General features: G+C 72.9%; 15 protein-coding genes and 1 pseudogene. 5 read left to right on the plus strand and 11 right to left on the minus strand.

Translation table 11 applies throughout. The features are described from left to right. Positions 1-103: 103 nt before the first annotated feature. Both ACXJKF_RS06495 and ACXJKF_RS06500 read left to right on the plus strand, forming a co-directional pair. Positions 104-2,368: a hypothetical protein gene (locus tag ACXJKF_RS06495; RefSeq protein WP_456786916.1), complete on the plus strand. Its 2,265-nt coding sequence runs from the start codon at positions 104-106 to the stop codon at positions 2,366-2,368. A 31-nt stretch (positions 2,369-2,399) separates the two neighbouring features. Next, on the plus strand, positions 2,400-2,819 hold the full coding sequence (locus ACXJKF_RS06500) for a hypothetical protein (protein WP_456786917.1): 420 nt from the start codon (positions 2,400-2,402) through the stop codon (positions 2,817-2,819). Positions 2,820-2,952: 133 nt separating this feature from the next. On the opposite strand, the gene ACXJKF_RS06505 is transcribed toward ACXJKF_RS06500, so the two are convergent. The 5 genes from ACXJKF_RS06505 to ACXJKF_RS06525 all read right to left on the minus strand — a co-directional run bounded on the left by ACXJKF_RS06505 (position 2,953) and on the right by ACXJKF_RS06525 (position 7,309). Next, the gene (locus tag ACXJKF_RS06505) at positions 2,953-3,732 is read right to left on the minus strand and encodes an alpha/beta fold hydrolase (protein WP_456786918.1); all 780 of its coding nucleotides are present in this window, start codon (positions 3,730-3,732) and stop codon (positions 2,953-2,955) included. After that, a complete protein-coding gene (locus ACXJKF_RS06510; RefSeq protein ID WP_456786919.1) occupies positions 3,729-4,493 on the minus strand; it encodes an alpha/beta hydrolase in 765 nt (254 codons plus the stop codon). The genes ACXJKF_RS06505 and ACXJKF_RS06510 overlap by 4 nt, the downstream gene beginning before the upstream one ends. Then, complete coding sequence (locus ACXJKF_RS06515) at positions 4,490-5,335, minus strand: HAD family hydrolase (RefSeq protein ID WP_456786920.1); 846 nt, start codon at positions 5,333-5,335, stop codon at positions 4,490-4,492. Before ACXJKF_RS06515 ends, ACXJKF_RS06510 begins: the two co-directional genes overlap by 4 nt. Continuing rightward, the gene (locus ACXJKF_RS06520; RefSeq protein ID WP_456786921.1) at positions 5,332-5,631 is read right to left on the minus strand and encodes a hypothetical protein; all 300 of its coding nucleotides are present in this window, start codon (positions 5,629-5,631) and stop codon (positions 5,332-5,334) included. The genes ACXJKF_RS06515 and ACXJKF_RS06520 overlap by 4 nt, the downstream gene beginning before the upstream one ends. Positions 5,632-5,866: 235 nt before the next feature. Beyond that, positions 5,867-7,309, minus strand: coding sequence for a GH1 family beta-glucosidase (locus tag ACXJKF_RS06525; protein ID WP_456786922.1), 1,443 nt, complete (start codon positions 7,307-7,309; stop codon positions 5,867-5,869). Between the two features lie 185 nt (positions 7,310-7,494). Here ACXJKF_RS06525 and ACXJKF_RS06530 point away from each other — a divergent pair, with 185 nt between their 5' ends. Continuing rightward, a complete protein-coding gene (locus ACXJKF_RS06530; RefSeq protein ID WP_456786923.1) occupies positions 7,495-8,112 on the plus strand; it encodes a YbhB/YbcL family Raf kinase inhibitor-like protein in 618 nt (205 codons plus the stop codon). A 2-nt stretch (positions 8,113-8,114) separates the two neighbouring features. Here ACXJKF_RS06530 and ACXJKF_RS06535 read toward each other — a convergent pair whose 3' ends face one another. Together ACXJKF_RS06535 and yicI are read right to left on the minus strand one after the other, a co-directional pair. Next, positions 8,115-8,699 (minus strand): TetR/AcrR family transcriptional regulator, encoded by a 585-nt coding sequence (locus ACXJKF_RS06535; RefSeq protein WP_456786924.1) that lies wholly within the window; start codon positions 8,697-8,699, stop codon positions 8,115-8,117. A 26-nt stretch (positions 8,700-8,725) separates the two neighbouring features. After that, complete coding sequence (gene yicI, locus ACXJKF_RS06540; protein WP_456786925.1) at positions 8,726-10,993, minus strand: alpha-xylosidase; 2,268 nt, start codon at positions 10,991-10,993, stop codon at positions 8,726-8,728. Positions 10,994-11,172: 179 nt separating this feature from the next. On the opposite strand from yicI, the gene ACXJKF_RS06545 reads away from it, so the two are divergent. Beyond that, entirely contained in the window at positions 11,173-12,177 is a 1,005-nt protein-coding gene (locus tag ACXJKF_RS06545) for a LacI family DNA-binding transcriptional regulator (RefSeq protein WP_456787033.1), read from the plus strand. Between the two features lie 54 nt (positions 12,178-12,231). Here the strand turns inward: ACXJKF_RS06545 and ACXJKF_RS06550 are convergent. From ACXJKF_RS06550 to ACXJKF_RS06565, 4 genes and pseudogenes are all read right to left on the minus strand, one after another. Beyond that, positions 12,232-14,145, minus strand: a pseudogene (locus ACXJKF_RS06550) (beta-galactosidase); the annotation flags it as partial. After that, positions 14,142-15,092, minus strand: coding sequence for a carbohydrate ABC transporter permease (locus ACXJKF_RS06555; RefSeq protein ID WP_456786926.1), 951 nt, complete (start codon positions 15,090-15,092; stop codon positions 14,142-14,144). The gene ACXJKF_RS06555 and the pseudogene ACXJKF_RS06550, both read right to left, overlap by 4 nt. Next, positions 15,089-16,084: an ABC transporter permease gene (locus ACXJKF_RS06560; protein ID WP_456786927.1), complete on the minus strand. Its 996-nt coding sequence runs from the start codon at positions 16,082-16,084 to the stop codon at positions 15,089-15,091. The genes ACXJKF_RS06555 and ACXJKF_RS06560 overlap by 4 nt, the downstream gene beginning before the upstream one ends. Beyond that, positions 16,084-17,742, minus strand: a complete 1,659-nt coding sequence (locus ACXJKF_RS06565; RefSeq protein ID WP_456786928.1) for a sugar ABC transporter substrate-binding protein — start codon at positions 17,740-17,742, stop codon at positions 16,084-16,086. Before ACXJKF_RS06565 ends, ACXJKF_RS06560 begins: the two co-directional genes overlap by 1 nt. Positions 17,743-17,989: 247 nt before the next feature. Here ACXJKF_RS06565 and ACXJKF_RS06570 point away from each other — a divergent pair, with 247 nt between their 5' ends. Next, entirely contained in the window at positions 17,990-20,746 is a 2,757-nt protein-coding gene (locus ACXJKF_RS06570; protein WP_456786929.1) for a glycoside hydrolase family 3 C-terminal domain-containing protein, read from the plus strand. Positions 20,747-20,748: the final 2 nt, after the last annotated feature.

Genomic DNA, 20,748 nt, shown 5'->3' on the forward strand with positions numbered 1-20,748 from the left:
GCGGTGCCGTGAACACGCGTATCCTGACCGGCGGGCTCCGGAAGTCGACGAGCGCCTCGACCGAGGCCGCTCCACGGAGCCACAGTGCCCAGGAGGACTGCTCGTGCCCGACGCCCGGACCCCCTTCCCCGTCGTCAGTTTCCGCGGCTACGAACGCGAGGCCGTCGACGCCCGTATCGCCGGGCTGGAGAAGGCTCTCGCCGACGCCCGCGCCCAGGTGGAGTCCCTCGACGGACGGGCCATGCAGGTGGCCGGCGAGCTGTCCGAGGCGCACCGCCAGCTGCGGGAGGCCGAGCGGCCCACGTACTCCGGTCTGGGCTCGCGCATCGAGCAGCTCCTGCGGTCCGCCGAGGAGCAGTCGTCGGACGTCGTCTCCCAGGCGAACGCGCAGGCGGCCGACGCGCTGGCCCGCGCCAAGCTTGCCTCGGGGCAGCTGCGCGCCCGCGCGGAGAACGAGGTCGCCGAGGTCGTCGCCACCGCACGCCGGGAGGCCGACGAGGTCAAGACGACCGCCGCCGCCGAGGCCGAGAGCACGCTCCTGGCCGCGCAGCGCCGCGCGGAGGAGCTCGTCGGCTCGGCCGAGCGCGAAGCCGCACGCATCCAGAGCGCGATCACGACCGAGGAGAGCGAGCGCCGCAGCTCGCTCGAGCGCGAGCTGGGCACGCTGCGCGCGAGCGTCGAGCACGAGGCCACGCAGCTGCGCATCGCGACGGAGCGCACCGCGAGCGAGCTCAGGTCGCGCTCCGAGACCGAGACGACCGCGCAGCGCGAGGAGGCCGAGCGGTACGCGCAGGACCTGCGCCAGAGCGCCGACGCGGACACCACCGAGCTGCGCCAGCGGGTCGAGGGCGAGCTCGCCGCCGCGCGGGTCGAGGTGGACCGGTACGTGGCCCAGCAGCGCAGCGACGTGGCGGCCGAGGTGGCCGCAGCCCGCCAGCAGGCCGCCGACGACGTCACCTCGCTCCGGGTGCACACCCAGGAGTACGCGGACGGCCTGCGCGCCGCCGCCGAGCGCGACTCCGCCGCGCTCCAGCAGCGGGTGGCGTCCGAGGTCGCCGCCCTCCGCGTCGAGGCCGAGCAGTACGCGGCGTTCGTCCGCGCGCAGGCCGACCGGGAGACCGGCGAGCTGCGCGCGACGACGTCCGACGAGCTCGCCGCCCAGCGGGCCGACGCCGAGCAGACCGTCCTCGGCCTGCGCGGCGACGCCGAGCGGTACGCCGCCGACCTGCGCACGCAGGCGGAGCGCGAGACCACCGAGCTGCGCGAGCGCGCCGCCCAGGAGACGTCGCACCTGCGCGACCTCACGACGCGCGAGGCGGCCGAGCTGCAGGAGGTCACCGAGCGGGAGACCTCCGAGCTGCGGGCAGCGACCGAGCGCGAGACCGCCGAGCTGCGCGAGCGCGCGCGCCTCGAGGTCGAGCGGGCGATCACCGAGGCGCGCCGGTCGGCGGCCGAGGTGACGTCCTCGACGAAGGCGCGCGCCGACGAGCTGATCCGCGACGCCGAGCAGCAGCTGGCCGACGCCGAGCTGGGCATCGCGTCGCGCCGCGAGGCCGCCGAGCGCGAGGACGCCGACCGGCACGAGACCGCGCGGGCCGAGACGGAGCGCCTGGTGCGCGACGCCGAGGCGCACGCGGCCGAGGCCGAGCAGCGGGTGGCCAAGGCGCTGGCGCAGGCCGACAAGGTGCGGACGGACGCCGAGCAGCACGCCAAGGAGCTCCTCTCCAACGCGCGCCGGAACGCCGACCGCGTCGTCGCCGAGGCCCGCGAGCACGCCGAGAAGCAGATCTCCGACTCGATGATCGAGTCGGAGCGCGAGCGCACGACCGCGACGCGGCAGGTCGAGGACCTCAACCGGCAGCGCGAGTCGATCACGTCCTACCTCGACGAGCTGCGCAACCTCCTCGGGCACAACCCGGACCGGGCGACGCTCGAGCGGGCCAGCCGCGCGGAGGCCGCCTTCGAGCAGGAGCAGAAGTCCGCGCCGGTGCAGACGGAGTCCGCGCCGGAGAAGTCCGCTCCCGCAGCAAAGTCCGCTCCGGCGGCTGCGTCGGAGGGTGCACCCGCGCAGGAGCGAAAGCCGGCTCCGGCAGCGGCTACGCCCGACACCGAGGGCGAGAAGGCGCCCGTCGCGCCCGCGGGGAAGCCGGCCCGGCCGGCCACGCGGCCGACGAAGTCGCGGCCCGCACCCGTCTCGGCCGCCATCCCGGTCGTCGCGGAGGCACCGGCGGAGGAGCCCGCGAAGGACGACGCACCGGCGACGGACGACGCCGCTGCCGCGCAGGACGACGTCAAGGACGCCGGCCCGGCTGCCGATGTCCAGGGCGACCAGCCCGCCAAGGACGACGCCGCCGCGTCGAGCCGCTGACGGGCTCCGCCCGACAGACACAGAGGCGACCGTGACCGACGAGAAGGCTGCCCGCTGGCGCGAGGAACGGCGGGCGGCTGCGGAGGCGCACGGAGAGCTGCTCGCCAGCAGGCAGCGGGCCGAGTCCGCCCAGGCGCAGGAGCTGATCGACGCGTTCCTGCGCCGGGCGCTGAAGGTCGGGCCGAGCCCCGAGCCTCTCTCGGCACGCAGCTACGACGGTCGGTCCCGCTACAAGACGCCGCTGGTCGGGTGGTACCTGCGGCGCGACGAGACGGTCGCGATCGACACCGACGGGAAGTTCTACGTCCTCACGACGCCGTCGAGCCTCGCCGCCCGGTTCCGTGGCGTCACCCCGGAGCCGTCCGCTCCCCCGCTCGTGATCGGTGCCGGTGGCAAGGACGGCGAGTCGCTCGACATGTCGGAGGCGCTCGCGCGCGTGCTCCAGCGCTGAGCTCGGGCGCCGCCGCGGCTGTCGCACCTCGCCCGACCGGGTCGGCCGTTCCAGTGGTGTCGGTCGGCGCTCACCCGCGTGCTGACGCGCCGCCTGCACGTCCGGGCTCCGGTGCCGGCGTCGGCCGGTCCGCTCAGGTGAGGTCGGTCGCGGCGGCGAGGTCGGCCAGCGCGGCAGCGACCGCGGCCGGCTGCTCGACCGCGGAGAGGTGACCTGCCTGCGGCACGACGACGAGACGGGCGCCGACGGCGGTCGCGACGAGGTGCTCGGCCGCCTCGACCGGGGTGACCGTGTCCTCGTCGCCGACGACGACGGCGACGGGTCCGCGGAAGCCTCTCAGCACGTCGGAACGGTCAGGGCGCGCGGCCATGGCGCGCTGCGACCAGGCGATCCCCGCAGGTTCCTGCTGGTCGATCCACGCGGCGACCTCGTCGGCGAGCTGCGGTCGGGCAGCCCTCGTCGTCTCGCCCAGCAGCGACGAGGCCATCGGCCGCACCGGGTCGACCGAACCCGTCGACTCCGCCTCGTCCGCGATGCGCAACCGGTTGGCGTGCGCCTCCGGAGCGTCCGCCGTCGACTTGGTGTCGACGAGCGCGAGCCCGGCGACCAGGTCCGGGTGCCGCTCGACGAGGGCCAGGGCGACGTAGCCGCCCATCGAGAGGCCGGCGACCACGGCGCGCTCGACGCCGGCCGCGCCGAGCGCGTCGGCGACCAGGTCGGCGGAGGCCTCCAGCGCGGGCTCGGGCAGGTCGGTCGCGTGGCCCGGCGTGCCCGGCAGGTCCACGGCGTGCACCGGGCGGCCGGGCGGCAGCAGGTCCGCGACCTCGTCCCACATGCGGTGGTCGAGCGGGAACCCGTGCAGGAGGACCAGGGGCAGCCCGTCGCCGTCGGCGCGGTAGGTGTGCAGGCTCATGCGTCGTCCTCCGCCGTCGTGCTCGGGCCGTTCCAGGTGGTGGGCAGCGGGACCGGGTGGTCCGGCAGCACGTGCGCGACGATCTCGTCGAGGACCCGTCGGACCGCCGACTCGCCGACCCACAGGTGCTTCGCGCCGTCGACGCCGATGACCTCGGCCTGCGGGACGCGCGCGAACCGGCGGCGGGCCTCCTCGGGGCGCAGGTAGTCGTCGAGCTCCGGGACCAGCACCACGAGCGGCTTGCCGAACGCGGCCCAGGCGTCCAGGTCGGCGTCCGTGGCGCGGTGCAGGGGCGGCGAGAGCAGGATCGCGCCCTCGATCGACGGGTCGCGGCCGTGCATGAGGACCAGCTCGGTGCCGAACGACCAGCCGACCAGCCAGCGGTTCGGCAGGTCGTGGAACTCGGCGAACTCGATCGCGGCATGGACGTCGAACCGCTCGGCGACGCCCCCGTCGAACGCCCCGCCGCTGGTCCCGCGCGGGCTGGCGGTGCCGCGCGTGTTGAACCGGAGCACCGCGAGGTCGGCGAGCGCCGGCAGCCGCCACGCCGCCTTGCGATAGACGTGCGAGTCCATGTAGCCGCCGTGCGTCGGCAGCGGGTGGAGCGTCACGAGTGTGGCTGCGGGTGCGGCGTCGGCGGGCCGCGCGAGCTCGCCGACGAGCGTGAGCCCGTCCGCGGTGTGCAGCTCGACGTCCTGGCGCACCGCCGGCAGGACGGTGAGCGACCGGATGAGGCTGGGGTCGGACGTGGGTGTGGTCATCGGGACGAGCCTAGGACGCCGTCGGTCAGCGCACGCGCGAGGTCCAGCACGTCCGCGACGCCGTCATCGGCGTTCGAGGCGCACCGCCGGGTCGCCGCCGCGAGGACGGCCGGGTGGGCGTTGGCCACGGCGAACGACGTGCCGGCCCAGCCGAGCATCGACAGGTCGTTCGGTGCGTCGCCGACCGCCCAGACGTCCCCCGGGTCGATCCCGCGTGCCGCCGCCCAGTCGGCGAGGGTCGCGGACTTGGTGATCCCCGGGCCGGAGACCTCCCCCAGCCCGTGCGCCCCGGAGTCCGCGACGATCGCCAGGTCACCGACGACGGCAGCGAGCTCGTCGGCGTAGCGGGGACCGGGCGGTCTCGCGGTGCGGACCAGCAGCTTGCACGTCGAGCTGCCGAGGACGTCCTCGATCCGGTCGGCCGACGGGCTCCCGGCCGGAACGGGGTGGAGGGACCGGAACCGGGTCTCGTGGGCGAACCCGGCGGCACTCTCGGTGGCGAGGTGCACCTCGTCGGGACCACCCCAGGCAGACCGGACGCGGTCGGCGATCCGGGCGACGAGGTCCGGCGACATGCCGCGCTCGGAGAGCACGTGTCCCGTGGACACCTCGAGCACGGCGGCCCCGTTCAGGCAGATCGCGACCCCGTGGCCGGCGACGTGCGAGCCCAGGTCCATCAGCCAGCGCGGTGGTCGAGCAGTCACGAAGACGACGTCGACGCCGGCCTCCGCCGCGCGGACCAGCGCCCTCGCGGTGCGCGCCGAGACCGTGCCGTCCGGTCGCAGGAGCGTGCCGTCCAGGTCGGTGGCGACGAGCCGCGGCGCGCGCTCTCCGGCGTTCATCGGCGCGTCGGCGAGCGACGTGCGCGCGCCTGCCAGCACGAGGAGTGCCAGTGGCGACGGTCGTCGAGCGCCTCGCCGAACAGCCCGTCGGTGCGCCACGCGACGACGTGGGCGGTCCCGGCGTTCACCAGCTGGTCGCACCCCGGGCACCGGTACTCCCGGTCGGAGCCGCGGACCTGCTGGACGGTCCACTCGCCGTCGCCCGCCGACTCCGAGCGTCGGCCGCCGGTCGCCCGGTCGACGTCGAGCTCGACGTGCTCGGCCCCGTACGGCCGCTTGGTCGATCGTCGTCCCACCCGACCATCCTCCCCCACCACCCGCGGGACGTCCGCACTCGTGCGCACTGGGACCGGCGGGAGTGCGGACGTCCGAGGAAGTGAGCGCCACAGCAACCAGGTGCTCGGACGCTCGCGGAGTGTCGCGGGGGCGTCCGAGGAAGTGAGCGCTGCGGCAGCCACGTGCTCGGACGCTACGGGTGGGGACAGCGCGACGGCCGAGCTCCCGGGTGAGGGCTCGGCCGTCGCGTGGAGGTCAGAGGGCTGCGGACTCCGGGGTCGGGATCGTCTTCGTGCGCAGGAGCTCGCGGTACCAGAGGCCCGAGTCCTTCACGGTGCGCTCGAGCGTGTCGTAGTCGACGCGGACGACGCCGAAGCGGCGGTCGTACCCGTAGGACCACTCGAAGTTGTCCATGAGCGACCACACGAAGTAGCCGCGCACGTCGGCACCGCGCTCGATGGCCTCGCCGACGGCGTCGATGTGGTCGTGCAGGTAGGCGACGCGGTCGGCGTCGTGCACGCGGCCGTCGGCGCTGACCTCGTCGTAGAAGGCGGCGCCGTTCTCCGTGATGGCCATCGGCAGGCTCGGGTAGCGGTCGCGGATCTCGAGGAGCAGGTCCACGAGGCCCTGCGGCTCGATGTTCCAGCCCATCGCGGTGTGGGGGCCGGGCTGCGCGAGCCACTCGACGCTCGTCGCGCCGACCCACGGGCTGTTCGCCGACGACCGGTGGCCGTCGGGGCCCGGGGTGCCGTCACCGCCGGCGGGCGTGCCGTGCTGCACCCGACCGGTGGAGTAGTAGTTCACGCCGAGCAGCGCGAGCGGCACCTTGATGATCTCGAGGTCGCCCTCCTGCACGAAGGACCAGTCGGTGATGTGCTCGGTGTCGGCGAACACGGCCTTCGGGTACTCGCCGTCCAGCATCGGGCCGAGGAAGACCTCGTTGGCGATGGTGTCGATGCGGCGCTTGGCCTCGATGTCCTGCGGGGCGTCGGACGCGGCGCGGGTGACGTGCAGGTTCAGGGTCACCGAGATCGGGGTGTCCTCGCCGAGGACGTCCTTGATCGCGCGGCCGGCCAGACCGTGACCGAGGTTGAGGTGGTGGACCGCGGCGAGCGCGGTCGCGTCGTCCGTGACACCGGGGGCGTGCACGCCCGACGCGTAGCCCAGGAACGCGGAGCACCACGGCTCGTTGAGCGTGGTCCAGAGGTGGATCCGGTCCCCCAGGACCTCGGCGAGCTTGCGCGCGTACTCCCCGAACTGGAGAGCCGTCTGCCGGTTGGCCCAGCCGCCCTCGTCCTCGAGCGGCTGCGGGAGGTCCCAGTGGTAGAGCGTCGCGACGGGCTTGATGCCGGCGGCGATGAGACGGTCCGCGAGGTCGACGTAGAAGTCGAGACCGGCCTGGTTGAACTCACCCGACCCGCTCGGCTGGACCCGGGGCCACGCGATCGAGAACCGGTAGGCCTGCAGGCCGAGGTCCTTCATGATCGCGACGTCCTGCGGCACGCGGTGGTAGTGGTCGGCCGCGACGTCGCCGGTGTCGCCGTCGAGCACCTTGCCGGGCGTGCGGGAGAACGTGTCCCAGATGGACGGGCCGCGGCCGTCCTCGTCGAACGCACCCTCGATCTGGTACGAGGCGGTGGCCGAGCCCCAGAGGAAGTCGGAGGGGAACTGGCGTCCGGAGGGGCGCGAGGTCGTCATGGGGTGGTTCCTTCGGTCGGTCGGAGGTCGACGGTGACCGTGGGAGCGCAACCATGCGCGAACCGAACGGTCGGGGTGGAGAAGATCGAATCGATACGATACACGGTTCCGTGCCGGCACGACAGCCCGGCCACTACAGTCCGTAACATTGTTACGCCGTGTCGACCCGACCTCCTGGAGATCTCGTGCGCACCTCCCGACCCGCCCTGCTGATCGTCGCGTCGGCGCTGGCCCTCGCCGCCTGCAGCCAGCCCGCCGCCGTCGACCCGGAGCCCTCCGCATCCGCCGACCCGCCGCGCGTCTGGCCGGGATGGGAGCCGCGGGAGACGGACGGCGAGCTCGTGCTCGCCAGCGACGACTTCACCGACGGGGGCGACCTCCCCCGCAGCATCGAGCTGAGCGGGCACGGCTGCACGGGCCCGAACATCCGCCCGGAGCTGCACTGGGACGGGCTGCCGGCCGAGACCAAGAGCGTCGTCGTCACGTTCACCGCGGAGGGCGGCGGCCCGCTCAACCGCTGGGCGGTCGCGAACCTGCCCACCGACGTGCAGGACCTGCCCGCGGGCGAGAACCCGGAGGTCGGCACGATGGTCAAGAACAGCGTCGGCTCCGTGAACATGCTCGGGCCCTGCTCGCTGGAGGGTGAGCGGTGGGAGCTGTGGTTCACCGTCTACGCGCTCGACACCGTGCTCGACGTGCCGGAGTCGTCCGCGGGCACCGTGCTGACGGCCGCGGGCGCCGGTCACGTGATCGAGGCCGCGGAGCTCACCGGGTTCCACGCGTACGAGGCCCCGGCCGGCTGACGTCAGCCCGGCGCGACCCCGAGGCGGTCGGTGCGCAGCAGCGCGAGCACGCCGCGGTCGAGGCGCTGCGCCGCTGCTGCCGCATCGGAGCCCGACGCGAACAGCTGCAGCATCACGTAGCCGTGCAGGAGCGCCCACAGCTGGTAGGCGGCGTCCTCGAGGTCCGCGTCCGCGAGGTCGGCACGCACGAGACGGACGCGTGCGACGAGGTCCGCGAAGGTCCCCTCCGCGATCCGGAGCGAGGGCTCCGTCGGCACGAGACCCACCTGCGCGGTCACGAACATCAGCTGGTACTGCGTCGGGTGCGCCAGCGCCCAGTCCCAGTACCGCCGGCACGACACCAGCAGGCGCTCGACCGGGTCCGGCAGGGCGTCCGGCTCGGCCACGTACGCGCCGAACAGCGCGAAGCCGTCGGCGTACATCGCGTCGAGCAGACCGGTCTTCCCGCCGAAGTACGTGTAGATGCCCGTGGTCGAGCAGTCCGAGGCCGCGGCCACGGCCCGGACGGTCAACCCCGTCGTGCCCTTGTCGGCGAGGATGCGCAGGGCGTTGTCGAGGATGCGCTGGCGCTGGGGAGGGGCACTCACAGTGCGGTCACCCTAACGCCCCGCGCTCACTCCCCGATCGTCAGCGTCACGACGTCCTGGCCCGCGTCGGCCGCGACCGTCGGACCGCCTGCGACGGCGACCGACCACGGCGTGGCCGTGCCTCGCGCCTCGACGCGGACCGCCGACCCCTCGCGGGTGACGACGAAGCTGGCGTCCCCGACCCGCGTGACCGAGCGGTGCCCGTCCGCGAGCTCGACGAGGCGCAGCGTGACGCCGTCGGCCCAGGCGTAGTCCGGCCGGTCCGACCGCGCGCCGACCGGCAGGACGCTGTCCGGCCGGACGTAGAGCGGCAGCGAGAGGTAGCCGTGCCGCTCGCGGACCCAGCGCGGACCGGTCACCTGGTCACCCGTGAGCAGCGACGTCCACGTGCCCTCCGGGACGTACACGTCGACGTCGCCGTCCGCGGTGAACACGGGGGCGACGAGCAGGCTCTCGCCGAGCATGTACTGGGTGTCGACGGTCGCCGCGCCCGGGTCGTCGGGGAACTCCAGCACCATCGGTCGCATCACGGGGACCCCGGACGTGTGGGCGTCCTGGCCCAGCCGCGCGAGGTACGGCATGAGCGAGAGCTTGAGTCGGGTGAACAGCCGCGCGACGTCGACAGCCTCCTCGTCGAACGCCCACGGCACCCGGTAGGAGTCCGAGCCGTGCAGGCGGCTGTGCGACGAGAGCAGCCCGAACGCCAGCCAGCGCTTGAACACGGCCGCGTCGGGCTCGCCCTCGAAGCCGCCGATGTCGTGGCTCCAGAACCCGAAGCCCGAGGACGCCAGCGACAGCCCACCGCGCAGGGTCTCCGCCATCGAGACGAACGTCGACTCGCTGTCGCCGCCCCAGTGCACCGGGAACTGCTGACCCCCCGCGGTGGCCGACCGGGCGAACAGCACGGCCTCGCCCTCGCCGCGCTCGGCCTCGAGCACGTCGAAGACCGCGCGGTTGTAGAGGTGCGTGTAGTGGTTGTGCATCCGCTCGGGGTCGGAGCCGTCGTGCCAGACGACGTCCGTCGGGATCCGCTCGCCGAAGTCGGTCTTGAACGAGTCGACGCCCTGCGCCATCAGCCGCCGCAGGTAGCTCTGGTACCAGGCGACCGCGTGGGGGTTGGTGAAGTCGACGAGCCCCATGCCGGACTGCCACTGGTCCGTCTGCCAGACCGTGCCGTCGGCCCGGGTCACCAGGTAGCCGGCCGCGCGGCCCTCGTCGAACAGGGCCGACCGCTGCGCGATGTACGGGTTGATCCAGACGCAGACCTTCAGACCCTTGGCGTGCAGACGCGCCAGCAGCCCCTCGGGGTCGGGGAACGTCGCCGGGTCCCACGTGAAGTCGGTCCAGTGGTAGGCCCGCATCCAGAAGCAGTCGAAGTGGAAGACGCTCAGCGGCAGCCCGCGCTCGGCCATGCCGTCGACGAACGACATCACGGTCGCCTCGTCGTACTGCGTGGTGAACGACGTCGAGAGCCACAGGCCGTACGACCAGGCCGGGACCTGCGCCGGGCGGCCGGTCAGCGCGGTGTAGCGGCGCAGCACGTCCTTGGGCGTGGGGCCGTGGATGACGTAGTACTGGAGCGACTCCCCGGCGACCGAGAACTGCGTCCGGGACACGGCCTCGGAGCCGACCTCGAACGAGACGCGCCCGGGATGGTCGACGAACACCCCGTAGCCCGCGTCGGACAGGTAGAACGGCACGTTCTTGTACGCCTGCTCGCTCGCGGTACCGCCGTCCTCGTTCCAGATGTCGACCGACTGGCCGTTCTTCACGAACGCACCGAAGCGCTCGCCGAGGCCGTAGACGTGCTCACGGACTCCGAGGCCGAGCTGCTCGTGCACGTACGCGTCGCCGCGGGCGTCCGTGACGACACCGACGGACCGGGCGGTCGACGACGTCAGCACCCGGCCGTCGGCCTCGAACTCCACGTTCCAGGCGCCGCGGGTGGAGATGCGCGCGGTCAGGGCCCCGGCGCGGAACGTCGCGACACCGTCCGCGACGTCCTCCGCCTCGACCACCTTGACGTCCGCGGGGGTCGTGGAGAGGGCGAAGGACGGCCCCCGGTCGACGCTGCCGCGGTGGTGCTCGATGCGGACGCCGATCACGTCGTCCATCGGGCTGTGGAACGACACCGTGACGAGGGCCTTGTTGAGCGTGTCCCCGCGGGACGTGAGCGGCACCGTCGACGCGTACACGGTCAGGGACTCCTCGCCCACCACCACGTCCGCGATCTCGCGCGGCCGCAGGACCGTGACGCCGGGGAGGTGCTGCCAGTAGCCGTCCGTGAACTTCATCGTGGCGCCTTCGCGTCGTGGGTCAGAGGACCGGTTCCTTCATCGAAGCGTTTCGATGCTGGTATTACGTTAAAGGGCAGCGTGAACACTGTCCAGGATGGTGTACTCACGTCCGTCGTTTCGACGGCGGTTCGACTCGCTAGGGTGGCCCCGGCGGGTGTCGACGAGGGGATGACGAGATGGCGACGATCGACGACGTGGCACGCGTGGCGGGAGTCTCGGTGTCGACCGTGTCCTACACGTTCTCCGGCAAGCGACCGATCTCCGCCGAGACCCGGGCCCGCGTCGAGCGCGCCGTCCGCGAGCTCGACTACCGACCCCACGCGGGCGCCCGGGCGCTCGCGTCGCAGCGCACCCAGGTCCTCGCCCTCATGGCGCCGCTGCGCGTCGACGTCAACGTCGGCGTGATCATGCAGTTCGTCACCGGCGTCGTCACGCGCGCGCAGTCGTTCAAGCACGACGTCCTGCTGCTCACCCAGGACGACCACGACGGGATCGAGCGGGTCGCGGCCGGCTCCATGGTCGACGCCGTGATCATGATGGACGTCGAGGCCGAGGACCCGCGGCTGCCCATCCTGCGCAAGCAGCGCCAGCCGGCCGTGCTCATCGGTCTGCCCCGCGACGCCACCGGGTTCTCCTGCGTCGACCTCGACTTCGAGGCCGCGGGCCGGGCCGCGGTGGCCCACCTCGCCGGGCTCGGGCACCGCCAGATCGCCCTCATCGGCTCGCCGCGCGCGGTGCTCAGCCGGCGGACCACCTACGCCGCGCGCCTCGTGCGCGGCTTCACCCAGGAGTCCGCGCGCCTCGGTCTCGACGCCGTGTTCGAGACCTGCGAGTCCTCTCACAGCGGCGCCATCGAGGCCGTCGACCAGGTGCTCGCGGCGCTGCCGGACGTCACGGCCGTCATCGTGCACAACGAGGTGGCCCTGCCCGCCGTGCTCGAGACCCTGCGCTCCCGCGGCAAGGACGTCCCCCGGGACATCTCCGTCGTGGCCGTCTGCCCGGAGGACGTCGCCCTCGGCCAGACGGACCCCCTGACGGCCGTCGACCTGCCCGCGCACACCATCGGCGCCGTCGCGGTCGACATGGCGATCGGCCGGCTCACCGGCGACCAGCCCGCCGAGACCCGCCTCCTCGCGCCCGTCCTGACCACGCGGAGCAGCACCGCTCCCCCGCCTCACTAGCACGGCGGCGCCGCCCCCCGGCAGCCGCAGCACCCCGTCGACGTCCTTCTGCATCAGCAGGTCGCGGCCCGTCCACGCCAGCTCGGCCTCGGTGTCCCCGTGGTTGAGCACGAAGAGCAGGTCTCCGCGCAGCGCGACCTCGACCCCCTCCGGCACGGTCGGGACCGGCGGCAGCACGCCCGCCGCCGCGACGCAGTCCGCCACGACCGCGGCGAGCACGGGTGCGGGCGGCACGGTCGAGACGTACCAGGCGCTGCCGTGCCGCAGGATCGCCGGGCGGCCGCCGAGGCCCGCGCCCGCGTAGGTGGCGAGAACGTCGGCACCGTCCGTCGTCAGGTGCTCCGACCAGACGGACGCGGTGAAGGTGCCGTAGCGCTCGGAGTGCACCGGGACGCCGGCCGGAGGCAGCGGACGATGCTCCTCGCCAGACACCCCGAGCACGCTCGCCCACGGCACCGGGAAGCGGCCCTGCCGCACGCGCTGGTCCTCGTCGGCGATCCCGCTGAACGGCCCGACCAGCAGCGTGCCGCCCCGCGAGGCCACACGCGCCAGGTTCGCGGCGTCGGCGTCGGAGACGAGGTGCAGCAGCGGGACGACCACCAGGTCGTACCGGTCGAGGTCGGCCCCCGGCGGGACGACGTCGGTCGCGATGCCCGCCCGCCAGAACGGCTCGTGGTACGCCGCGAGCTGGTCCGGGACGCGCAGGTGCGTGCTCGGCACCGAGTCCGCCTCGCCCGCCCAGAGCGACGGCCAGTCGAAGACCAGCGCGACGCGCGCGTCCACCGGGGTGCCGACGACCGACCGCAGCCGGCCCAGCACCCGACCCTGCTCGCGGACGGCGCGATGCAGGTCGGTGTCCGGGCCGGCGTGCGGGAGCATCGCGGAGTGGAACCGCTCGGAGCCCTGGGCGGAGGCCCGCCACTGGAAGTAGCAGACCGCGTCCGCCCCGTGCGCGACCGCGCGCAGCGAGTCCCGCAGCATGCCGCCGGCGGGCTTGGGCACGTTGTGCGGCCGCCAGCTCACGGCCCCTGCCGCCTGTTCGAGCAGCGCCCACGGGCGGCCGCCGCCGACGCCGCGGGTCAGGTCGTGGGTGAGCGCGGCCCGCGCCGGGGACGACGGGTCAGCCGGGTCGCCGTAGTGGTCGTCGGCCACGACGTCGAGGTCGTCCGCCCAGGAGAACTGGTCGACCAGCGGGAAGAAGCCCATCGCGTTGGTCGTCACGGGAGCCGACGACGACGCGCGGATGATGTCGGCCTGCAGGCGGTACACGTCCCGCAGCTGGTCCGAGGTGAACCGGCGGAAGTCGAGCAGCTGCGTCGGGTTGTGCACGTACGGTGCGGCGCGCGGCGGCACGATCTCCTGCCAGTCGCCGTACCGCTGGCTCCAGAACGCGGTGCCCCAGGCTCGGTTCAGGACGTCGAGGTCGCCGTAGCGGACCTCCAACCAGGTGCGGAACCGGTCGGCGCACAGGTCGCAGAAGCACGCCTGCCCGAACTCGTTGCCGACGTGCCACATCGCGACCGCGGGGTGGCCGGCGTAGCGGTCCACGAGCGCCCGGACGAACGAGGCCACGTGCTCGCGGTACACCACCGACCCCGGGCAGAACTGGTTGCGCGACCCCACGCTCATCCGCGCGCCCGCGGCGTCGACGGCGGACGTCGTCGGGTCCAGGCGGGCGAGCCACGGCGGCGGTGACGCGGACGGCGTCGCCAGGTCGACCGCGATCCCGCCCGCGTGCAGCAGGTCGAGCACCTCGTCGAGCCACTCCCAGCGCAGCTCGCCCGGGCTCGGCTCGATCGTCGCCCACGAGAAGACCCCGACCGTCACCAGGTTGACGCCCGCCGCGCGCATGAGAGCCACGTCCTCGCGCCACACCTCGGGCGGCCACTGCTCCGGGTTGTAGTCGCCCCCGTAGAGCAGACCGCGCTCCCGGGTCAGTGCCTCGAACGAGCTCACGGTCGACGTCATCCCTTGATCGCGCCGAAGATCACGCCCTTGGTGAAGTGCCGCTGCACGAACGGGTACACGATGAGGATCGGGACGATCGCGAGGACCATGACCGCCATCTTGATGGGTAGACCGGTCACCGCGCCGGTCGCGACGTCCACCTGGCCCACGCCGCTGCCCGGCAGCGTCACGCCCTGGAGCACGTACGAGCGCAGCACCAGCTGCAGCGGCCACTTGGCGTTGTCGTTGATGTAGAGGATCGCGTTGAAGAACGCGTTCCAGTAGCCGACGCCGTAGAACAGCGCGACGACCGCGATCACGGCCCGGGACATGGGCAGCACGATCCGGCCCAGGATCCGCCAGTCCCCCGCGCCGTCGATGCGGGCGGCGTCGAGGATGGCGATGTCGATGCCCATGAAGAAGTTGCGCAGGATCAGCACGTTGAACGCCGACACCGCGCCGGGCAGGATCAGCGCCCAGTAGCTGTTGATGAGCCCCAGCGAGCTGACCAGCAGGTACGTGGGGATCAGGCCCGCGCCGAAGAACATCGTGATCAGGAAGATGAACAGGATCGGGCGGTGCCCGAACGAGCCCGGCCGCGAGAGCCCGTACGCCCCCATGACCGACACCGTGGTGGACAGGACGGTGCCGATGACGGTGATGAACGTGCTCACCAGGGCGGCGCGCGTGACGATCCCCCCGCCCAGGATCTGCGTGTAGGCGTTGATCGTCAGCTCACCGGGAACCGTCACCAGGCCGCCGACGCGGATGGTCTCGGCCTGCGTCGACAGGCTGGTGAGGATGACCGTGTACAGCGGGAAGAGGACCGCGAGCACGACGCACGTGAGCACGATCGTCTTGAGCGTCTGGCCCCCGATGGACGGGCGCCCCTCCCACGCCGGGCGGTGCTTCGAGCGGCGCGGCCGCCGTGCAGCAGGTGCGGAGCTCACCGTTGTCTGGGTACTCATGCGCGCTTGTACACCCCCGACTCACCGAACACGTGCGCCAGCTTGTTCGCGCCCAGCACGAGCGCGAGGCTGACCACTCCCTTGACCAGCCCCGCCGCGGCGGCGAAGCTCCAGTCCCCGTAGACGACGCCCTGGTAGTAGACGTAGGTGTCGATGACCTCGGAGACGTCGGCGCCGACCGCGCCGCGTTGCAGGATGAGCTGCTCGAACCCGACGGTCAGCGCGTCGCCGAGCCGCAGGATGAGCAGCAGGATGATGACCGGCCGCAGCGCGGGCAACGAGACGTGCCACATGCGGCGCCACCGGCTCGCCCCGTCCACCGCGGCCGCCTCGTACTGCTCGGGCGGCACCGTGCTCAGTGCGGCGAGGAAGATGATGATCCCCCAGCCCGCGTCCTTCCACACCGACTGCATGGTGATCAGGACGAGGAACGTGTCGGGGTTGGTCATCATGTCGAACCCGTTGCCCAGACCGTGGTCGCGCAGGGTCTGGTTGATCAGTCCCGCGCCGCCGAAGATCTGCTGGAACACGGTCACCACCAGCACCCACGAGAAGAAGTGCGGCAGGTAGACGATCGCCTGGATGGTGGTGCGCGTCCGCGGCGTGATCACGCTGTTGAGCAGCATCGCCAGGAAGATCGGGATCGGGAAGAAGAACACCAGCTGGAACGCGGTGATGACGAGCGTGTTCTCGACCGCGTTGAGGAACGCCGGGTTGGTGAACACCCGCTCGAAGTTGACCCAGCCGACGTACGGGCTGTGCAGGAACCCCGTGTACGGCGAGTAGCTCTGCCACGCGATGACGTTGCCGAGCATCGGGACGTAGGCGAAGACGCCGAGCAGCAGGATGGCCGGCGTGACCATGAGCAGCAGCGACCGGTCGCGCTTCAGGCGGACGCGCCACCCGATCTTGCGTGGTGGCAGAGGCGCCGGAGGCGCCGCCTCCCCGGGAGTCACAGGGGGGCGGCGCCGGACCAGCTCGGACAAGGACATCAGCTCTGCTGGTCCAGGATGTCCTGGTAGAACGCCCGGAGCTCCTCGCCGCCGGACGCCTTCCACGTCTCGACGGCCGCGTCGAGGTCGCTCATGTCCTTGCGACCGCGGGAGATGTCCTTCTCCAGGTCGACGAAGGGCTGCCCGATCGACGCGTACTGCTGCGGCTCGACGATCTGCTGGGCGTAGAACAGCGGGTCGGTGGCGTACTGGGCCGCGTTCGCCTTCCACTCCGACGCCGCCTTGACGTACCCCGGGTACTGCACGTGCGTCTCGGAGATCGGGGGGTCGACCAGGAAGATGTACGTCGGCTGGAGCTCCGTGGCCGCCAGCTCGGTGGGCACCGGGAGCCCGTCGTCGCCGCGGGTGTAGTGCACGCCCTCGACGCCGTTGTTGATCGTGTCGTACTCGGTGGTGCCGTACGGCGCCGCGAGCACGTTGGCGATCGCGAGGAGCTCCTTGATCTTGGCCTCGTCGTCCGTCTTCTTGATGAACGAGAAGATGTTGGCCGGGTTGCCCTTCCAGAGGACGGGCGTGCCGCCGTCGGCGTCGAACGGGTCGAACGGCTGCTGCCAGTACGCGGGGTTGCTGGCCAGGTTGTCGCGCATGGCCTCGTGCCAGCCGCCGACACCGTCGTTGGCGATGAGGGACTTGCCGGACTGGAACCGCGCCTTCGCCTCGCCGGACTGGTCGGCGACGGCATCGGGGTGGACGGCACCGCTGGCGAACAGCGCCGCGTTCCACTCGAGCGCGGCGCGGTACTCGTCCGTCTCGACGCGGTGCACCAGCTTGTCGCCGTCGAGCTTCCACTTCGGCGGGACCGCGTGGATGATCGCGGCCGAGTTCCACAGGTCCTCGGCGCCCCACACGCTGCCGCCCGTCAGCTCGAGCGCCAGGTCCAGGAGGTCCTGCCCGTTCTTGACGTCCGGGGTGATGCCGAGGCTGTCGAGGACGTCGCGGCGGTAGAAGATCGCGTCGGTGATGACCTCACCCGGGAACGGCAGGCCGTAGAGCTTGCCGTTGAAGACGCAGAACTTCCACGCGTCCGAGGAGATGTTGGCCAGGTTCGGGTACGGCGTGACCTTGTCGCCCGCGAGGTACGGCGTGAGGTCCTGGAACACGTTGCCGACGATCTCGGAGCCGAACCGCGGCGGCAGGTTCCAGGTGGGGACGCACACCCAGTCGGGGACGTCCTTGGCGGACGCGAGCACGGTGGCCAGCTTGTCGCCATAGACGTTGCCGTCGGTGATCTGGAACTGCAGCTCGGAGCCGAGCAGATCGTTCACGGCCTCGTAGTACTTGTTGCCCTTGCTGGGCGGGATGGTGCCCCACAGCGGGGTCATCGCGGTGTAGACGACCCCGGTGCCCGGCGCGTCCTTGACGGACTGGACGAGCTCGTCCGGGATCGCCTCGTACCCCGGCACCGAGCCGTTGACGCTCGGGTAGTCCGGGTCGATGTAGGTGACCGGGATGTACTTCGGGATCACGTCGCCCGCGGCCGCGGCGGAGTTGCTCGCCGCCGGGGGCGGGGCGGTCGAGCAGGCGGTCAGGAGACCGGGGATCCCGACGACGGCCGCGCCCGTCGCGATCAGGCCCAGGAACCGGCGGCGGTCGACCGCGTGGTCGCCCAGCCGGCCGAAAGTAGGCGTGGCGTTCATCTGCGTCCCTTCACTTCCTCGTGGAGATCGCGTCGAAGCGGTTCGACGGCGAGACTCTATGGCCATGCTCCGGGGGAGGCAAGACCTGGGGGCCATGGATCGGCACTTGCGACAAACAGGGCCGTCAAGCACCATGAATGCCGCACGATGCCTGGTCGCGCGCGGTCGAACCATCATCGAATCGGTTCGACGTTTCCAGGCTTAAACGTTTCGTGCCCTGCCCCCACCACTCGACGACGAGGAACCCGTGGCCGACCAGCAGAACCCCGTCCGGCCCTTCGCCGCCCGCGCCCAGGAGCTGCTCGACCAGCTCACGCCCGCCGAGCGCCTCGCCCTGCTGCACCAGCACGCCGCCCCCGTCCCCCGCGTCGGTCTGGGACCGTTCCGCACGGGCACCGAAGGGCTGCACGGGGTCGCGTGGCTCGGGACGGCGACCACCTTCCCGCAGCCCGTCGGGCTCGCCGCCACCTGGGACGCGGACCTGCTGGAACGCGTCGGCGCCGTGGTCGGCACGGAGGTCAGGGCCAAGCACGCGGCCGACCCCACGGTCTCGCTCAACGTGTGGGCGCCGGTGGTCAACCCGCTGCGTCACCCGCGCTGGGGTCGCAACGAGGAGGGGTTCTCCGAGGACCCGCACCTCACCGCGCACCTCGCCACCGCGTACGCCCGCGGCCTGCGCGGCGACCACCCGACCTACTGGCGCACGGTGCCGACCCTGAAGCACCTCGTCGCCTACGGGAACGAGACCGACCGCAGCGTCACCAGCGCCCAGCTGTCCCCCCGGGTGCTGCACGAGTACGAGCTGCCCGCGTTCCGCGGACCGATCGAGGCCGGCGTCGTCGGCGCGGTGATGCCCTCGTACAACCTCGTCAACGGCCGCCCGAACCACGTCGCCCGCGAGCTGCTCGACGAGGTGCGCGGGTGGACGACGGCGTCACTGCTCGTCGTCTCGGACGCCGGCGCGCCCACCAACCTGGTGGTCGGCGAGCGGTACTACGACGACCACGTCGAGGCCGCTGCCGCCGCCGTCCGTGCCGGGGTGGACTCGTTCACCGACCACGACGCCGACTCCTCCCGCACGATCGCGCACCTGAGCGCCGCCCTGGAGCGCGGGCTGCTCGACCAGGCGGACGTCGACCGCGCCGCGCTGCGCCAGCTCGAGCTGCGCCTGGCGACCGGCGAGCTGGACCCCGACCTCGACCCGTGGGCGTCTGTCACCGCGTCCGACCTCGACCTGCCCACCAGCCGCGCGCTCGCCCTCGAGGCCGCGGCGCGTGGCGTCGTCGTGCTGGAGAACGACGGGGTGCTCCCCCTGCGGCCCGGCGCCCGCGTGGCCGTCATCGGACCGCACGCGGACCAGGTCCTCACCGACTGGTACTCGGGCACCCCGCCCTACACGGTCTCGATCGCCGAGGCGCTCGCCCCGGCCCACGTGGTGACCGGGGCGGACACCGTCGCGCTGCGGTCCCGCACCACCGGCGCCTACGTGGACGTGGGCGCCGACGGCGCCCTCGTCGCGACCGCCCGCACGGCGGCCCACCACGACCTCACCGACTGGGGCGAGGGCATCCTGACCCTGCGCGCCGCGACCACGGGACTGCTGTGGACCGGCGCCGGCTGGATCCTGCGCGCCGACGCCCCGAGCGTGCACGGGTGGGTCGCGCAGGAGAGCTTCCGGGCGCACCGGCACGACGACGGCTCCGTCTCGCTGCAGCACGCGGGCTCCGGCCGGTGGCTGATGGTGCAGCGCGACGGCGGCGTGCTCGTGGCCGACGCCCCCTCCGCGGCCACGGCCGAGCGGTTCACGCTGCGCACCGTGCGGTCCGGCACCGCCCGCGCGGTCGACGCGGCGCGCGACGCCGACGTCGTCGTGCTGGCGGTCGGCAACGACCCCCACCTGCTCGGCCGCGAGACCGAGGACCGCCCGCACCTGCGGCTGCCCGAGTCGCAGGCGGAGCTCGCGCGCGCGGTGCTGGAGGCCAACCCGTCGACGGTCCTCGTCGTCGTCTCGTCGTACCCGTACGTGCTCGGCGCGCTCGGCGACGACGCCGCCGCCGTCGTGTGGACCGCGCACGGCGGGCAGGAGCTCGGGCACGGGGTCGCGGACGTGCTCCGCGGCGACGCCGAGCCGACCGGCCGCCTGGCACAGGCCTGGCCGGAGACCGAGCAGGACGCCGGCGACCTGCTCGACTACGACGTCATCGGCGCCGGGCTCACGCACTGGTACGCGCCACGGCCCGCGCGGTGGGCGTTCGGGCACGGACGGAGCTACACCACCGTGGTCTACGAGGCGATCGAGCACGCGGACGGATCGGTCCGCGTGACCGTCCGGAACACCGGCGACCGGCCCGTCGACGAGCTGGTCCAGGTGTACGCGGCCGCCCCGGGGCACCGGCTCGCGGTGCCGCACCGCCGGCTCGTCGCGCACCGGCGGGTCCGGCTGGAACCCGCGCAGGCCGCGGTGGTGACCCTCGACGTCGCCGCCGATGCGTTCGCGGTCTGGGACGTCACCCGCGGCCGGTTCGTCGTCGAGCCCGGTCGGTACGAGCTGCACGCGGGACCGTCGTCGGCAGACCTGCCCCTCGTGGTCGAGGTGGTGGTCGCCGGGGAGCCCGTCCCGCCCCGCACGCTGGACGCGTGGGTGCGGGCGATCGACCACGACGAGCGTGAGGACGTGACGTTCGCGGAGCACACCCGCGAGACCGGCGACGCCCTCGAGGTCACGCGGGGCCGACGCACCGGCTGGGTGGTGTTCCGGGACGTCGACCTCACGGGGGTCGGCCACGTCGAGCTGACCGTCGCGCAGGGCGGTTCCGTGCGGGCCGAGGTGCGCGACGGGCGCGGGTGGCGGTCGCTCGGGACGGCGTCCTCGCCGAGCGGAGGGCGGTACGACTGGTCGAGCGTCGAGCTCGCCGTGCCGTCATCGGAGGGCGTGCACGACGTGCGCCTGGTCCTGGTCGGCGAGATCCGCCTCGGATCGTTGCGGGGGCGGCCGCTACCGTGAGC

The sequence above is a fragment of the Cellulomonas sp. P5_C5 genome, from assembly GCF_054049655.1.

What these genes read in the sequence shown, in the direction of transcription:
- ACXJKF_RS06565 (WP_456786928.1), bottom strand. Translation starts at nt 17,742, where the DNA reads ATGAACGCCACGCCTACTTTCGGCCGGCTGGGCGACCACGCGGTCGAC.
- ACXJKF_RS06555 (WP_456786926.1), bottom strand. Translation starts at nt 15,092, where the DNA reads ATGAGTACCCAGACAACGGTGAGCTCCGCACCTGCTGCACGGCGGCCG.
- ACXJKF_RS06560 (WP_456786927.1), bottom strand. Translation starts at nt 16,084, where the DNA reads ATGTCCTTGTCCGAGCTGGTCCGGCGCCGCCCCCCTGTGACTCCCGGG.
- ACXJKF_RS06525 (WP_456786922.1), bottom strand. Translation starts at nt 7,309, where the DNA reads ATGACGACCTCGCGCCCCTCCGGACGCCAGTTCCCCTCCGACTTCCTC.
- ACXJKF_RS06510 (WP_456786919.1), bottom strand. Translation starts at nt 4,493, where the DNA reads ATGACCACACCCACGTCCGACCCCAGCCTCATCCGGTCGCTCACCGTC.
- ACXJKF_RS06505 (WP_456786918.1), bottom strand. Translation starts at nt 3,732, where the DNA reads ATGAGCCTGCACACCTACCGCGCCGACGGCGACGGGCTGCCCCTGGTC.
- ACXJKF_RS06515 (WP_456786920.1), bottom strand. Translation starts at nt 5,335, where the DNA reads ATGAACGCCGGAGAGCGCGCGCCGCGGCTCGTCGCCACCGACCTGGAC.
- ACXJKF_RS06545 (WP_456787033.1), top strand. Translation starts at nt 11,173, where the DNA reads ATGGCGACGATCGACGACGTGGCACGCGTGGCGGGAGTCTCGGTGTCG.
- yicI (WP_456786925.1), bottom strand. Translation starts at nt 10,993, where the DNA reads ATGAAGTTCACGGACGGCTACTGGCAGCACCTCCCCGGCGTCACGGTC.